This is a genomic window from Bradyrhizobium sp. LeoB3, from assembly GCF_055456055.1.
This window is the reverse complement of record NZ_JBVBEF010000016.1, coordinates 16,559-31,522: the sequence shown is the minus strand read 5'-3', so window position 1 is coordinate 31,522 and position 14,964 is coordinate 16,559. Positions and strand designations below refer to the sequence as shown.

Genomic DNA, 14,964 nt, shown 5'->3' with positions numbered 1-14,964 from the left:
TCGACGAGGGCCGCGCTGCGGTCCTCGCCCGCACCAGGATAGCCCGGAGCCGCCTTGAGCGAGTTTCTGCAACATCTCATCAACATGCTCGTGCTCGGTGGCACCTACGCGCTGCTGGGGATCGGGCTGACCTTGATCTTCGGCATCATGAACGTGGTGAACTTTACGCATGGCGTGCTCTACACGTTCGGCGCCTACATCATGTTCATCGTGGTTCAGCAGCTTGGGCTGAACTTCTTCCTCGCGCTGCCCGTCGCCGTCGTGGCGGGGTGGCTCCTGGGCGCGGTGATTGAACTGACCTTGCTGCGACCGCTGCGCGGCTCCGATATCGACACCACCATGCTGGTGATGATCGGCGCCTGGATCGCGATGCAGTCGGCCACGCTGTGGATCTGGGGTGGGGTCGCGAAATCGGTCGCGACACCGTTTCCGGAAGCGCCGCTTGTCTTGGGACCTGTCTCCGTCTCCTGGCTGCGGCTGTTTGTCCTGGCGGCCGCAGCGCTTCTGATCGTGGTGACGTACCTGCTCATCAACCGTACCAAGCTCGGCTGCGCGATGCGCGCGACGTTCCAGGATCAGGACACCGCGTCGCTGATGGGGGTCAATGTCGATCTCATCTATACCTCGACCTTTGCGATCGGCTCGAGCCTGGCCGCTGCGGCCGGCGCGCTGCTCGGCCCGGTCTATGTGATCTCTCCGCAGATGGGCGATCTTGCCGCGGTCAAGGCCTTCGCGATCGTGATCCTCGGCGGTCTCGGCAACATCACTGGCGCGGTGATCGGCGGCTTCATCCTGGCATTGGCCGAGGAGCTGGGCGCCGGCTACATATCGTCGGGATATCGGGACGCGATGGGCTTCCTGATCATCATCGCGGTGCTGATCTTCAAGCCCACCGGTTTGTTCGCGCGTTCGGAGCGCGTGGGATGAGGGCAGCGATCACCATCCTTGCGCTCGCGGCCTTCGCATCCGTGCCGCTCTGGCTGCGCGATCCTTATCTCCTGAACGCGCTGATCACGACCGGAATCTTCATCATCGCTGCAATGAGCCTCAATCTCCTGCTCGGTTTCACCGGCCAGCTCAGCCTCGGTCACATCGCTTTCTTCGGCATCGGCGCCTATGTCAGCGCGCTGACCTCGCTCGGCTTCGATATCGGCCTGCCCGGCGGCTTCCGCCTGGTTCACGAACCATGGCCACCGATTGCGGGGCTTGCGCTGGCGATCCTGGTCGCGGGATTGTGCGGCTATTTCGTCGGGTTGCTTTCCTTCCGCGTCCGCGGCGCTTATTTCGTGATCGTCACGATTTCCTTTGCCGAGGTCGTGCGGCTGGTGGCGCTGAACTGGGTCGAGCTGACGCAGGGGCCGCTGGCGCTAACCAATATCCCGTCGATCGCGATTGGCTTGCCGGGTCTCGGTGAATTGACGCTGCGCACCAAGCTGCAGAACTATTATCTCGTGCTCGCGGTCGCAGTCGTCGCCTACCTCCTGATCGCGCGGCTCGTGCACTCCCATTTTGGCCGCGCCATGCGCGGGCTGATGGAAAACGAAACGCTGGCGGTGTCGGTCGGGATCGACGTCACGAAGACGCTTACGCTCGCCGCGGTCATCTCGGCTGCCATCGCGGGCGCGGCCGGCAGCCTTTACGCGCACTACATCCGGATCATCGATCCCGAGGTGTTCGCTTTCATCAACACGGTGACGATGGTGATCATGGTCATCAGCGGCGGCAAGGGCTCACTGGCCGGACCGGTCGTCGGCGGCCTGATCTTCGGATTGCTGCCGGTCGTCCTGCGTCCGATCATGGCGCCGGAAGCACAATGGATCGCCTATGGGGGCGTGCTGATCGTGATCCTCTTCGTACTGCCGCGCGGCATCGTACCTTCATTGGCGCAGCGGTTCGCGAAACGGAAGCGCCAAGCCGCAACGGTTGCTCCGGTTGCCTTTTCCGAACGTGCCAAGGAGCCTGCGTAGTGACCTCGCGTGCGATCGCCTTGGACGTGGAGCAGGTCGCCGTTCGCTTCGGCGGGCTCGTCGCGCTCTCGGATATGAACTTTACGGTAGGCGAGGGCGAGATCGTCAGCCTGATCGGCCCGAACGGCGCCGGCAAGACCACCGCGTTCAACGTCATGACCGGCTTTCTGGATCCAGTCCACGGCAAGGTGAGCTATCGCGGGGCCACACTGAACGGACTGAAGCCGCATCAGATCGCTGATCTCGGATTGATCCGCACCTTTCAGCGGACCAGTGTTTTCCCGAACGACACGGTTTACGACAATCTTCTGATCGGGCTGCACCGCCAGGGCCGGGTTGGCCTGTTCGAAGCGATTCTTGGGCTGCCGCGCGGACGCGCGTCGGAGCGCCGGCTGCGAGAGCGCGCCGCCGAACTCGTCGAATGGGTCGGGCTCGAGCGTCGCGCCCACGACCCCGCAGGTTCGCTGTCCTATGGCGAGCAGCGCCTCGTCGGCGTGGCGCTGGCGCTGGCCGCGGAGCCGTCGATGCTGCTGCTCGACGAGCCGGTCTCCGGCATGAATGCGTCGGAGACCCACACGTTCGTCGAACTCATCCGCAATATCCGCGACCGCGGCGTCACCATCCTTCTGGTCGAGCATGACATGCCGATGGTGATGAGCGTGTCGGATCGGATCGTGGTGTTGAACTACGGCCGGATCATCGCGGAAGGACCGCCGGATGCGATCCGGAACGATCCTGACGTTATCGAAGCCTATCTCGGGCAGGGAGCCGCGCGTGCTTGAGATCCGCGACATCGTCTGCGGCTATGGCGGCGTTACCGCGCTGCGGGGCATCTCGCTGCAGGTGAAGGCCGGGCAGCTCGTCGCTCTGATCGGCGCCAATGGCGCCGGCAAGAGCACGACGCTGCGCGCGATTTCCGGATTGGTACCGTTGCGTTCCGGACAGATGTTCTTCGACGGCAAGGATATCACCGCGGCGCGACCGCCGCGCGTGCTGGCGAACGGGATCGCGCATTGTCCGGAGGGAAGGCGCGTGTTTCCGCACATGACTGTCGAGGAAAATCTTGACATGGGCGCCTATCTGCGTAGCGACCCGAGCGGGATCGCCGCGGACCGTGACCGCATCTTCACTGAGTTTCCGCGTCTTGCGGAGCGGAGGCGGCAGGCGGCCGGTACCCTGTCGGGCGGCGAGCAACAGATGCTGGCGATCGGCAGGGCGCTGATGTCGCGGCCTCGCCTCATCATGTTTGACGAGCCGTCGCTTGGGCTCGCGCCGAATATTGTTGAACGAACGTTTGCGATCATCCGCGGCATCCGCGATGCCGGCACAACCGTTTTACTGGTAGAGCAAAATGCCTTTGCTGCGCTTGAGATGTGCGATCAGGCTTACCTCATCGAGAGCGGTCGCATCGTGCTGTCCGGCGTCGGCGCGGAGCTGATCGCGAACGAGCATGTGCGAAAGGCCTATCTCGGCGGCTGATCCGCCGCGGTCGCTCGGACGGCGATCTGACCTGTGAGCCGGTTGATCGAAAAGACCTTCGACTGCACCAGCATCGGCGGCAATAACGTCGGTATCTATCCTGACATGTGGGGCAATATGGGCAACTTAAGGTCCGCGCCATGGCTCCTTTCGCCCGCGTGGCCGTGGCTGCCGGACGAACAAACCGTGTGACACTGCTCGTAGAAAATCCCGAAAAGCTCAATGGCTTCGCCGCGTTTCGGTGAATGTCGGCAAAGCCGTGACCATCATGCCATATGCGGGTTCTTGCGATGTGGGAGGTGTTCGAGCGCTATCAGCGGAACTTGAGCGCGGTCTACATTGTTGCGCAGAAAGGTTAGACGTGACAGAACCAAACAGGTGCCCCATGGAAGAGCGCTCCGAGTTAGCGGAAAGAATTCTCGATCAAACGGCCGATGCGGTGATCTACGCCGATCGCTCCGGCGCGATTGCCCGCTGGAATCCCGCCGCCGCCGCATTGTTTGGCTATTCGTTGGAGGAGGTGCTCGGCCAAGGCCTCGATCTGATCATCCCCGAGCATCTGCGGGCCGCGCATTGGCGCGGCTTTGAGGCGGCAATGACTGGCGGCGCCATGAAGCTTCAAGGCAAGCCCACGCTGACGCGCGCCTTGCACAAGAGCGGACGCAAGGTCTACGTTGAGATGACATTCGCGATCGTCAAGGACAGCGCCGCTGGCGAAGTGCTTGGCTCGGTTGCCGTGGCGCGAGACGTGACCGAGCGCATCGAACGAGAGCGTGCGGCGACCCGCCCCTCGTGAGATGTTCGCAGGTGCCGCTTTCAACCGGCCCGGCAGGATCGTTGATGCGTCTGTGATAGCGAAGTTTTCTTGGACGTCCGACAATACCGCCATCGACGCAAAACGAGGAAGTCTACGATGCGGTTGTCTAGAGTCGCTGTTTTGATGCTTATCGCTGGAGCTGCAGGCTCCATGTCTGCGTCTCCAGCGATAGCCGCTTCTGACTGTCCCAGATTACTGGAAGTAGCGGATTGGGGCGAGAATTCGACCGGCGACATTAGCGTCAGCTCAGGAGAAAGTTGCCTATTTCCAATTACGATACCCGGCACGGTGAGCAGCTCGGACATCTTACAAAAGCCGGCACATGGCAGCTTGAAAAAGCTCAACATGACGACTTACGAATACAAAGCGAAGGCTAGGTACAAGGGGAGCGATACATTTACCATCAAAGCAGTGGGACAGGGGCCGACGGCTTCTGGCACTTCGGTAATCACTGTGCACGCGACGATCAAATAGCATTGCTCGGGTCCACGGCGCCCGTGCCTGTACCGGGTTGCCGGTGTGACCCCACAATAAGGGTTAGCGCCAACCAAGCGCGGGGGCGATGTGAGTCAGGATCGCCTCGATGACGTGTGCGTTGTAATCCACGCCAAGCTGATTGGGCACGGTCAAAAGCAGCGTATCGGCCTCCGCAATAGCTTCATCCTTGGCCAATTGCGCAATCAGCACGTCCGGCTCGGCGGCATAGCTGCGGCCGAAGATTGCCTTGGTTTTTTCGTCGATGAAGCCGATTTGGTCCGCGTCCTGACCACCGTGTCCGAAGTAGGCGCGGTCCCGGTCGTCGACCAGCGCGAAGATGCTGCGGCTGACTGACACACGAGGCTCGCGCTTGTGACCAGCCGCCTTCCAGGCCTCGCGGAAAGCTCGGATCTGGTTCGCTTGCTGGACGTGGAACGGCTCTCCGGTCTCGTCGTCCTTCAGGGTGGAGCTTTGCAGATTCATGCCCAGCTTGGCCGCCCAGACCGCGGTAGCGTTCGACCCGGCGCCCCACCAGATGCGGTCGCGCAAGCCTTCCGAGTACGGCTCGATGCGCAAGAGGCCGGGAGGGTTCGGAAACATCGGATGCGGATTGGGCTTTGCGAAGCCCTCGCCGCGCAGCAGCTCGAGCAGGATCTCCGTATTGTGCCGGGCCATGTCGGAAGCGGTCTCGCCGTCGCGTGGAACGTAACCGAAGTAGCGCCACCCATCGATGACCTGCTCGGGTGATCCCCGGCTGATGCCGAGTTGCAAGCGCCCACCGGCAATGAGGTCGGCCGCGCCCGCATCCTCGGCCATGTACAGCGGGTTCTCATAGCGCATGTCGATGACTGCCGTGCCGATCTCGATCCGGCGGGTCTTCGCGCCTACGGCTGCCAGCAACGGAAACGGTGAAGCGAGCTGACGAGCGAAATGATGCACACGGAAATACGCACCGTCTGCCCCCAAATCTTCGGCGGCAACGGCAAGTTCGATGGATTGCAGAAGGGCGTCGGATGCCGATCGCGTCTGCGATTGCGGTGAAGGCGTCCAATGCCCGAACGATAGAAAGCCGATCTTTTTCATGGATATTCAGCCTAAACCCTTGGGACGCACATTCGAGGTTGCTGCCCGTCGGCAATCTGCATCAGATGCGCGCAATCGCATCAACGCCCTGCGCACGATCCACCGCGGCTGGTTGCGAGTGTCGAGTAGCATCATTGACGTATATTTTGATAGATTCGATGAGACAATATCCCGGCGTCATGGCCTGCGCTACCGTAGAACGTGTTGAACTTAGTCTGCAGAATGGACAATAGCGATATGAATGAACAGACGACCCCGCATAGCTCGCGGAGCACGCTGCTGGCGGTTGAAGATACCGAATTCTTGCTTCGGGACGAGATGCGATCGATCCGCTTTGCCCTCGAATATGCCAAAGCTGAACTCGCGTTGCGGGATTGGGGAATCCGCTCGACTATCATTGTTTTTGGCAGCGCGCGTGTGCCGTCTCCGGAGCAGGCTGCCGCCGCCGTCGAAGCGGCTCGGACGGAGACCGAGAAGAGGGTGGCTGAGAAATTGCTGCAGCAATCCGAGTTCTACCAGGTCGCGCGCGAATTCGGGCGCATCGCTTCGCAACGCGGCGGCGCCTTCGATCCCAAGAACCGGTGGCGCGACAATGTTGTCGCTACTGGCGGCGGCCCCGGCATCATGGAGGCGGCAAACCAAGGTGCGTCCGACGTCGGTGCTCCAAGCATCGGATTCAACATCACCCTGCCACATGAGCAAATTCCCAATGGCTACATCACGCCGGAGCTCAGCTTCCGATTTCACTACTTTGCAATGCGCAAAATGCATTTGGCCATGCGTGCGAACGCCTTGGCGATTTTTCCCGGCGGTTTCGGAACCATGGACGAGATGTTCGAGGTGCTGACGCTGCAGCAAACGCGGAAGGCCCCTCCAACGCCCATTGTGCTGTTCGGCGAAAGGTACTGGCGCAAAATCATCAACTTTGACGCGCTCGTCGAGGAGGGCATGATTTCTGCGGCCGACCCCGGTCTCTTTGAATTTGCGGAGAGCGCAGAGGAGGGTTGGGCCTCACTGGTTCGCCGTGGCTTGCGCGCGCATGGTACTAGCCCAGCCGGTTGATCGGCGACGGACGGCGCGGAGCAACCGGCATCCGCTTTTTCGGATCATGCCCTGGAGCGTTTTCGAGTGAAGTGGGCCCCGGTTCGCGTGAAGAAAACGCGTCAAACAAGAATCTAGAGCTTCGGTTCTGATTCCATCAGAACCGAAAATACTCTAATCATGCAGGAGCATGTCGCCCGCCACCGGATCGCTGACGTGCAGGCGTTCTGCCTCCGATGCAACTTGCAAGTCGGACCTTCCTGCGAGGGAGGGGACGCAGGCTGAATCGTCACGAGGTTGCCGCGGCAACAGCAGCAAGATCGAACCTGTCAAAACCAGGGCCGCAAGCCGGATCGCGATCACACCCAGCAAGACATCCGATCCGCTTGCGGCAGAATGATTTTTCATCATCGCAGCATGACCGACACGGGCAGGCTGGACAATCTGGAAATGCCGGCGACTGCCTTCGCCGGGAACGAAGGCTTATCGCGATTGTCTGACTGCGACGGTGCTACTTCAGGCTCGACGCGGATCGTCCAGCTCGCGAGATATCGTCAACGCAGTCGGCAATGTGGTTAGACCCAGCCGCCATCGACGATGTAGCTCTGGTTGGTGCAGGCGCTGCTGTCATCGGCGGCGAAGAACAGGACGGCGCGGGCGATGTCATCAGGCACGAGCTTGCGCTTAAGGCATTGGCGCTGCATGATTTCGGCCTCACCATCGGGCGTCAACCACAGATCCTGCTGCCGCTGGGTCATGATCCATCCGGGCAGGATGGAATTGACCCGCACGTTGTTCGGCCCAAGATCGCGGGCGAGGGCACGGGTCAGGCCCTGAACCGCGGATTTGGCGGTGGTGTAGCAGGGCATGTTGCCCTGGCCGATCACCCAGCTCACCGAGCCGATGTTGACGATCGAACCGCCCCCTGCCTGGATCATGTCCGGCGCGATCGCCTGCGCGCTAAAGAACTGATGCTTCAGATTGACCGCGATTCGCTCGTCCCAATATTCCGGCGTGACGTCCTCGATCGCGTGACGGTCGTCGCGGGCCGCGTTATTGACCAGGATGGTGATCGGCCCGAACATCTCGCGGACGCCGGCGACCGCGCGTCTCAGGGCGGCGATGTCGCGCAGATCGGCGTGCTCGAAGTGCACGCTCGCATGCGCCGGCAGGCTGGCCAGGAGATGCTTTGAGGCCTCCAGATCGATGTCGATGAAACCGACCCGCGAGCCTTGGCTGACGAACCGGCGGACGATAGCCTCGCCGATCCCGGAACCGCCGCCGGTCACCAGTACAGTCCGGTCCTTGAGACTTGGATAGATGGCGCCTTGCATTGGCATCCTCTCGATTTTGCGCCTGAAGGGCGTCAGTTGCGTTTGCTGCGGCTCCAACAAGGGCCACGGCTCCCGGTGTTCACTCGGTCGTCTCCATGTGGTTTCGGTCCACGACCCGCAGCGTCCGCCGCACCATGCCGTCGACAATTGCCGCCGACTCGCTTGGACGCACATATATTGCCGTGGACTTGAGCAGCCACGGTAACACCGCCTGGTCGAGCCGCTCCTCATAGGCGCGGCGCATCATGTCAAATGCCTGCAGGCCGGGGCCCGCGAGGATGACATGGTGCGGGCGCAGCACCGATATCGTTGCGGCGACCGCCTCTGCAAGCGCGTGGCCTGCCTGCCGGAATAAGTGCTCGAGACGGGGATCGCCGCCCAGTGCTCGCTGGCGCAGCAGAGCCATCTGCGCCTCGGAAGGCTGCTGCGACACTGCCGGCGGCAGGTCGAGAAAGGTGCGGGCGTCGCGGTAGATCGCGTAGTCGGCGAGATAGGCTTCGATGCAGCCGCGCTGGCCGCAGCGGCATTGCGGACCGTTCGGCGCCAACTTGACATGGCCGATCTCGCTGCCGGCACCGGCGCCCCAGCGCGCTTCGCCGTCGACAACGACGCCCATCCCGACGCCGTGGCCGACCATGATCGTGGCCGAGAGGCCCTGCGCCAGTGCCGGCTCCGCGGCTGCGAGGGCCAGCGCAACTGCGACAGCGTCGTTCGCCATCACGACCTCGACCCCGAATGCCTGACGCATCGGCTTCGCCAGATCGATGTCGGTGACCGACAGCGCCGGACTCCACAGATGCCGTCCGGTGTCGGCGTTCACGATGCCCTGCAGCGCAATCCCGATTCCCAACAGCCGATGGCGCGGCGTTGCCGTCGCGTCAAGCATAGCATCGATCTGCGCGATCATGAGATCGCACAACGCATCTGCATCGAGAGCGCGCGTCGTGAGTGCAAGTCGCGATTGCGCCAAGCCAGAGCCACTGAAGTCTGCGATCAGTGTCTCAATCAGGTTCATGCGTAGCGAGACCGCGATGATGCGGCCAAACTCCGGGTTCAGGGTCAGCAATACCGCAGGCCGGCCACGGCGACGGCCATTCAGCCCGTCCGTATCCTCTTCGTCGGTATCGTCGGGCCACGACGTCGCCGCCCCGGCGTCGGTCTCGGCCTCGCACAACAGTTCTTCCGCTATCAGTCTCGACGTTATGGCCGAAATGGCCGCGAAGCTCAGCCCCGTACTACGTGCGAGCTCCACGCGCGGCAATGGCCCCTGACGTCGCAAGACTTCGACGAGGCGGCCGCGATTCGATCCGCGGGCCACGCTTGAAGCACGTCTCGGCGGCTCGGGCTGCTCATCCATGCGGGTCTTTTAATTCGGTCAGTGAAATTAATCAACGTGTGCGGCGCGGGATATGGCCAAAAAGAGCAATGAAGGCTACCTCATCGTACCAATTATACTATTGTTGCGTGAGGGAGCGGACAATAACATCCTTGACTCGATATAGAGTTCCGATAATTTATTCGTATCGTGAATAAAATAACAAAGCGCCGTGCGTGAAGCCCCTCATGGGGTGACGACAGGGAGGTGCACATGAAGAGCTCAATGAAGACATTGATCGTGCCGCTGCTGGTGAGCGCAACGGCGCTCGCGATGGCCACGGGCGCGGCACAAGCGCAGCAGAAAAAGACCATCGCGCTGGTGACCAATGTCGCGGCCGACTTCTGGACCATCGCCGGCCGCGGGCTTGAGAAGGCGCAGAAGGAGCACCCGGAATACAATATCGAGTTGATCGTCACCAACGACGGAACTGCGGCGGGCCAGCGGCGCGAGTTGGATGACCTGCTGGTGCGCGGCGTCGCCGGCATCTCTATCTCTGTAGACGATGCGCCGCACGCAACCGAAGAACTCAACAAGGTTGCGGCCAAGACCGTATTGATCACGACGGACAGCGACGCGCCGCAGAGCAATCGTCTCGCCTATATCGGCACCGACAACGTCGCGGCTGGGCGGCAGGCGGGCGAGGAGATCAAGAAGGCGCTGCCGAACGGCGGCAAGATCGCGCTGTTTGTCGGAACGATGGACGCTGACAACGCCCGCGAGCGGGTGCAGGGTATCAAGGAAGCGATCGCCGGCACCAAGGTCGAGCTGGTCGACGTGTTCACCGACCAGGTGGACTTCGCCAAGGCCAAGGCGAATACGGAGAACGTGCTCGTCAAATATCCCGACATTGCGCTGTTGTCCGGCCTGTGGAGCTACGAGACACCCTTGATCTATGACGCGGTGAAGGCGGCGGGCAAGGTCGGCAAGGTGAAGATTGTCGGCTTCGACGAGGACCAGCGCACGCTGCGGGGCATTTCCGACGGCACGATCGAATCCACGGTCGTGCAGCAGCCGTACGAGTTCGGCTATCTCTCCGCCACCAACATCATCAAAACGCTGAACGGCGACAAGTCCTGGATCCCGGCGGATAGCAAGCTGATCGTACCGACCAAGGTGATCGGCAAGTCCAACGTCGCGGAGTTCACCGCATCTCTGAAGGAACTGCTGAAGAAGTGACTTCAGTATGCTTCACCGCCGGGCTGCCACAGGCGACCGGGCGTTGTGCGGGAGGAAGCGCCAAATGGCGGAAACGCTGCTTGAACTTGCCGGGATCAGCAAGACTTATCCCGGTGTCAAAGCCCTCGACAATGTCAACCTGCGCGTGTACCGCGGCGAGGTATTGGGCCTGATCGGCGAGAACGGCGCCGGCAAGTCGACGCTGATGCGCGTGCTGGGCGGCGTGATCGCGCCGAGCGAAGGCGTGATCCGCATCGGCGGCAACGACCACGCCCGGCTGACGGTGAGCGAGGCGACGCGGGCCGGCATCGCCTTCGTGCACCAGGAACTGAACCTGTTCGAGAATCTCGACGTCGCGGCGAACGTATTCATAGGGCGCGAGAAGCTCACCGGCGGCCCGCTGAAGCTGGTGGACAACGCGGAGATGCGCGCCCGCGTGACGCCCCTGCTGGCGCGGCTGGGCGCCGATTTCACCCCGAACACGCTGGTCGACGACCTGTCCATCGCGCAGCGTCAGATGGTGGAGATCGCCAAGGCGCTCTCGATTGACGCCCGCGTGATCATCATGGACGAGCCGACCTCCAGCCTGACAATTTCGGAGACGGAACGGCTGCTGGAGGTGATTGCCGACCTGAAGGCGCACGGCATCTCGGTGATCTTTATCTCTCACCGGCTGGGCGAGATCATGACCTGCGCTGACCGCGTCGTGGTGCTGCGCGACGGGCGCACGGTGGGGGAGCTGGCGCGCGACGAGCTGAGCCATGCCGCAATGATCCGGCTTATGATCGGCCGCGACCTGAAGGCGCTGTATACGCCGCCGAAACGGCCGCCGCAGCCGGGCGGCTGCGACATTGTCGGCCTCGTGACGTCAGCCTTTCCCGACCGGCAGATCAATCTTTCCGTGCGGAGCGGCGAGATTCTCGGCCTGGCGGGGCTCGTGGGCGCTGGCCGCACCTCGCTCGCCCGCGCGGCCTTCGGCATTGACCCGCTGCTGGGTGGCGAGATCAGGATCGACAACGTGCCGGTCGGTGTCGCGTCGCCGCGGGACGCGATCAGGCAAGGAATCTATCTGGTGCCGGAGGACCGCAAGAAATCCGGGCTAGTGCTTGAACTGCCGATCCGGGAGAACGTGACGCTCGCGAGCTTGCTGAACTATGCGCGGATGTGGCTGGTAAACGGCGCGGCCGAGCGCAAGGTCGCGAAAGAACAGGTTCGGAGCCTGTCCATAAAGGCGCCGAGTATCGATATGGAGGCCGTGACGCTCTCCGGCGGCAACCAGCAAAAAGTAGTGCTGGGCAAGTGGCTCTCCATGCAGCCGCGAGTGATGTTCTTCGACGAGCCGACCCGTGGCATCGATGTCGGTGCCAAGAGCGAGATTTATGTGCTGATGCGCGACCTCGCCGACCAGGGCGTCGCGATCGTGATGATCTCCTCGGACATGGAGGAGGTCATCGGCGTCTCCGACCGCGTGGCGGTGATGCATGAAGGGAGTGTCAGCGGCGTGCTCGAGCGCGAGCAGTTCAGCGAATATAACGTGTTGCGGCTGGCGGTCGGCCAAGCGCTGGAAACCATGGAAGCCGCCGCGCCATGATGAAGAAAGAACTCGGCCTGTGTCTGCTGCTGGTGGTGATCTCCGCCATCACGGGCGCGATCAATCCGGCCTTTCTATCGTTGGTGAACTTGCTGAATATGGCCAATCTGATCGGCCTGTTCGGCGTGTTCGCGCTCGGCGTCGGGCTTGTGATCATCACCGGAGGCATCGACCTTTCGGTCGGCTCGATGTTCGCGCTGCTTGGCGTCGTATTCATCGACCTTCTGACGACTTATCAGGTCTATTGGCCCTTCGCGCTGCTGCTCGTCCTGCTCGGCGGACTGGCGCTAGGGGGCATCCAGGGTTTCCTGATCACACGGCTGAAAATGCAGCCCTTCATCGTGACGCTGTGCGGGTTGCTGATCTATCGCGGCGCCGCCCGCTACTATACGAGCGATTCGACACGCGGCTTCGGCTACGGTGACGAGGCCAGCACACTGAGCAACATCGCCTCCGGCAATATCGCGGGCGTCCCGAACACCTTCGTCTTCTTGATCATCCTTGCGCTGATCCTCGGCGTGCTGCTGCACCGCTCGGTCTACGGGCGCTGGCTCTATGCCGTGGGCAAGAACGAGGAAGCGGCGCGCTTCTCCGGTATCCGCACAGATATCGTGATCGCGACCGCCTACATCATCAGCGGCGGGCTCGCCGGCGTTTCAACGGTGTTGTTCGTATTCTACACGAACTCGGTCTCTCCGAGTTCGTTCGGCAACTTCTACGAGCTCTATGCGATCGCGGCTGCGGTTCTCGGTGGGTGCAGCCTGCGCGGCGGCGAGGGCTCCATTCTCGGTATCGTGCTGGGGACGGCGCTGCTGCAGGTGCTGCAGAACCTTGTGAACATCCTGGGCATTCCCAATTCCCTGAACTTCGCGGTGATGGGGACCGTGATTCTGCTCGGCGTGCTGGCGGATCAGCAATTGCAGAGCCGTCGGCGGCGCAAGGTGGCGCTGGCCGGCCTGGCCCGCACGGCGCAGAGATCGACACTTGTGCAAGGAAAGCAGAGCGCATCACCGCGCGGCGCGGCTGCGTTGCCAATGAGTACGGGCGATCAGGCGTGACAGCTCAGTAAGGAGAATCACGACTTCAACCGCCAGTCGCCATACGGACTGTTTCTTCGGCGGCTGAAATCGGTCTGGGCTGGGGAGGATGCACGTTCCAGGCTCGAGGGCTTTGGGCGGGAACGTGACACAAAATAGACAAAGCCTGGGGACGCTGGGAGTGCCAGAAAATGTTGCATAGATCTGTAAACATCGCGCGCGTGTGCGGGGTGGGGATTGCTTTGTCATCTCTGTTGAGCGGTGGAGCGCATGCGGCCGATTTTTCAACGAAAGCTCCGCCTCTTCCTTATGTCGCGGCCGATGATTTCTGGACAAGGCCATACCTGTTTGGCGATCTCGGCAGGACCCAGCTGAAGGAGCAGGGCATCGATATTGGCCTGACGCTGGGCAATGAATCCGTCGGAAACCTGTCGGGCGGAAACAGGAACACCGCGGCCAACGCTGGACAGCTGTGGTTCGGGGCCAAGCTCGATATGGCGAAGCTTGCCGGCATCCCGGGGGGTACGGTCGGCCTTACGCTGGTCCAGCGCTTCGGCGACAATCTGAATACCGAGGCAGGCATTCCGGCCTTGCAGTTGACCAACGAAGTTTTCGGCCGCGGCAATATCTTTCGCCTGACCCAACTCTATTACTCGCAGAAGCTTTTTGATGATCAGCTTGAACTCAAGGCCGGCCGTCTCCCAGTCGGCTCCGACTTCTTCTTCGGTCTGTGCGAGTTCATCAACCTGACCTTCTGCGGCGGCCAGCCCGGCAACATCCAGGGCGGCTACATCTATAACTGGCCGGTGAGCCAATGGGCCGGTGTCGTCCACTACAACTTCGCCAAGGAATGGACGTTTTCGGTCGGCGTCTACGACTCCAATCCGAATTATCTGACGACCTCAGAGCCCAGCATCTACTTCCTGCCAGGCGTCCCCTCCTCAAAACCCGTTTCGGGTGTGTTCGTGCCGATGGAGCTGACCTGGAGCCCGAGCGGTGCCCTGTACGGGACCTGGAGATTGGGCGGCTGGTACGACAGTCAGTCGACGATTGATGGTGGCCTCCCGGGTATCATTGTTACCATCCCGGGCGTCGGTGGTGTTCCGGATCAGAATCTGGGAGATCGAAGAGGCCGCTTCGGCGTTTATGAGTCGATCCTGCAGCGGCTGACCGTTGACGGTCCGGGCGCGCTGGGTTGGTATACCTTCCTCAATACGACCGTCGCCGATCACCGGACGTCGTACCAGGACTACCAGATCGCCTGGGGCGTCAAGCACACCGGAACATTCGCCTGGCGCCCCCAGGACGAAGTCGGCTTCGCTGTGGGCACGACCCACGTGAACTCGGCCGCTCTCAGCCCGAATGCAGGAGGTAACGAAATTCCGATCGAAGCTTGGTACGGGTGGCAGGCGACCGGCTGGATGAACCTCAAATTCGACCTCCAGTATGTGATCAATCCCGGCGGGCGCGGGTATAATGCCGACGGCGTGAAGACCGATAATGCCTGGGTTCTTGGTCTGCGCACCGAGGTCCATTTCTGATGCGACGGTAGCCCGTTCGGGTCAAACATTGAGCTACTCTGAC

15 protein-coding genes are annotated in these 14,964 nt (G+C 61.9%); 11 read left to right on the top strand and 4 right to left on the bottom strand.

Annotated features, from left to right (window positions below; genetic code table 11):
• Positions 1-54: 54 nt before the first annotated feature.
• From ACZXDY_RS13885 to ACZXDY_RS13860, 6 genes are all read left to right on the top strand, one after another.
• Complete coding sequence (locus ACZXDY_RS13885) at positions 55-927, top strand: branched-chain amino acid ABC transporter permease (protein WP_464345878.1); 873 nt, start codon at positions 55-57, stop codon at positions 925-927.
• On the top strand, positions 924-1,967 hold the full coding sequence (locus ACZXDY_RS13880; RefSeq protein ID WP_464345877.1) for a branched-chain amino acid ABC transporter permease: 1,044 nt from the start codon (positions 924-926) through the stop codon (positions 1,965-1,967). Before ACZXDY_RS13885 ends, ACZXDY_RS13880 begins: the two co-directional genes overlap by 4 nt.
• Positions 1,967-2,749: an ABC transporter ATP-binding protein gene (locus tag ACZXDY_RS13875; protein WP_464345876.1), complete on the top strand. Its 783-nt coding sequence runs from the start codon at positions 1,967-1,969 to the stop codon at positions 2,747-2,749. Before ACZXDY_RS13880 ends, ACZXDY_RS13875 begins: the two co-directional genes overlap by 1 nt.
• Positions 2,742-3,446, top strand: coding sequence for an ABC transporter ATP-binding protein (locus tag ACZXDY_RS13870; RefSeq protein WP_464345875.1), 705 nt, complete (start codon positions 2,742-2,744; stop codon positions 3,444-3,446). The genes ACZXDY_RS13875 and ACZXDY_RS13870 overlap by 8 nt, the downstream gene beginning before the upstream one ends.
• 33 nt (positions 3,447-3,479) lie before the next feature.
• Positions 3,480-3,638, top strand: coding sequence for a hypothetical protein (locus tag ACZXDY_RS13865; RefSeq protein WP_464345874.1), 159 nt, complete (start codon positions 3,480-3,482; stop codon positions 3,636-3,638).
• A 193-nt stretch (positions 3,639-3,831) separates the two neighbouring features.
• A complete protein-coding gene (locus ACZXDY_RS13860; protein WP_464345873.1) occupies positions 3,832-4,242 on the top strand; it encodes a PAS domain S-box protein in 411 nt (136 codons plus the stop codon).
• Positions 4,243-4,800: 558 nt separating this feature from the next.
• Here ACZXDY_RS13860 and ACZXDY_RS13855 read toward each other — a convergent pair.
• Positions 4,801-5,823: an LLM class flavin-dependent oxidoreductase gene (locus ACZXDY_RS13855; protein WP_464345872.1), complete on the bottom strand. Its 1,023-nt coding sequence runs from the start codon at positions 5,821-5,823 to the stop codon at positions 4,801-4,803.
• A 237-nt stretch (positions 5,824-6,060) separates the two neighbouring features.
• Here ACZXDY_RS13855 and ACZXDY_RS13850 point away from each other — a divergent pair, with 237 nt between their 5' ends.
• Positions 6,061-6,885, top strand: a complete 825-nt coding sequence (locus ACZXDY_RS13850) for an LOG family protein (RefSeq protein WP_464345871.1) — start codon at positions 6,061-6,063, stop codon at positions 6,883-6,885.
• A gap of 153 nt (positions 6,886-7,038) precedes the next feature.
• Here the strand turns inward: ACZXDY_RS13850 and ACZXDY_RS13845 are convergent, their stop codons facing one another.
• The 3 genes from ACZXDY_RS13845 to ACZXDY_RS13835 all read right to left on the bottom strand — a co-directional run bounded on the left by ACZXDY_RS13845 (position 7,039) and on the right by ACZXDY_RS13835 (position 9,555).
• The gene (locus ACZXDY_RS13845; protein WP_245287331.1) at positions 7,039-7,275 is read right to left on the bottom strand and encodes a hypothetical protein; all 237 of its coding nucleotides are present in this window, start codon (positions 7,273-7,275) and stop codon (positions 7,039-7,041) included.
• A gap of 164 nt (positions 7,276-7,439) precedes the next feature.
• Positions 7,440-8,198 (bottom strand): SDR family NAD(P)-dependent oxidoreductase, encoded by a 759-nt coding sequence (locus ACZXDY_RS13840; RefSeq protein WP_028164688.1) that lies wholly within the window; start codon positions 8,196-8,198, stop codon positions 7,440-7,442.
• Between the two features lie 79 nt (positions 8,199-8,277).
• Positions 8,278-9,555: an ROK family protein gene (locus ACZXDY_RS13835; protein WP_130223861.1), complete on the bottom strand. Its 1,278-nt coding sequence runs from the start codon at positions 9,553-9,555 to the stop codon at positions 8,278-8,280.
• Positions 9,556-9,786: 231 nt separating this feature from the next.
• On the opposite strand from ACZXDY_RS13835, the gene ACZXDY_RS13830 reads away from it, so the two are divergent.
• The 4 genes from ACZXDY_RS13830 (at position 9,787) to ACZXDY_RS13815 (ending at position 14,921) form a co-directional block, all read left to right on the top strand.
• Positions 9,787-10,752: a sugar-binding protein gene (locus ACZXDY_RS13830; RefSeq protein ID WP_464345870.1), complete on the top strand. Its 966-nt coding sequence runs from the start codon at positions 9,787-9,789 to the stop codon at positions 10,750-10,752.
• Positions 10,753-10,816: 64 nt separating this feature from the next.
• Positions 10,817-12,343, top strand: coding sequence for a sugar ABC transporter ATP-binding protein (locus tag ACZXDY_RS13825; protein WP_464345869.1), 1,527 nt, complete (start codon positions 10,817-10,819; stop codon positions 12,341-12,343).
• Positions 12,340-13,401, top strand: a complete 1,062-nt coding sequence (locus ACZXDY_RS13820) for an ABC transporter permease (RefSeq protein WP_464345868.1) — start codon at positions 12,340-12,342, stop codon at positions 13,399-13,401. The genes ACZXDY_RS13825 and ACZXDY_RS13820 overlap by 4 nt, the downstream gene beginning before the upstream one ends.
• Before the next feature lie 170 nt (positions 13,402-13,571).
• Entirely contained in the window at positions 13,572-14,921 is a 1,350-nt protein-coding gene (locus tag ACZXDY_RS13815; protein ID WP_464345867.1) for a carbohydrate porin, read from the top strand.
• Positions 14,922-14,964 lie beyond the last annotated feature (43 nt).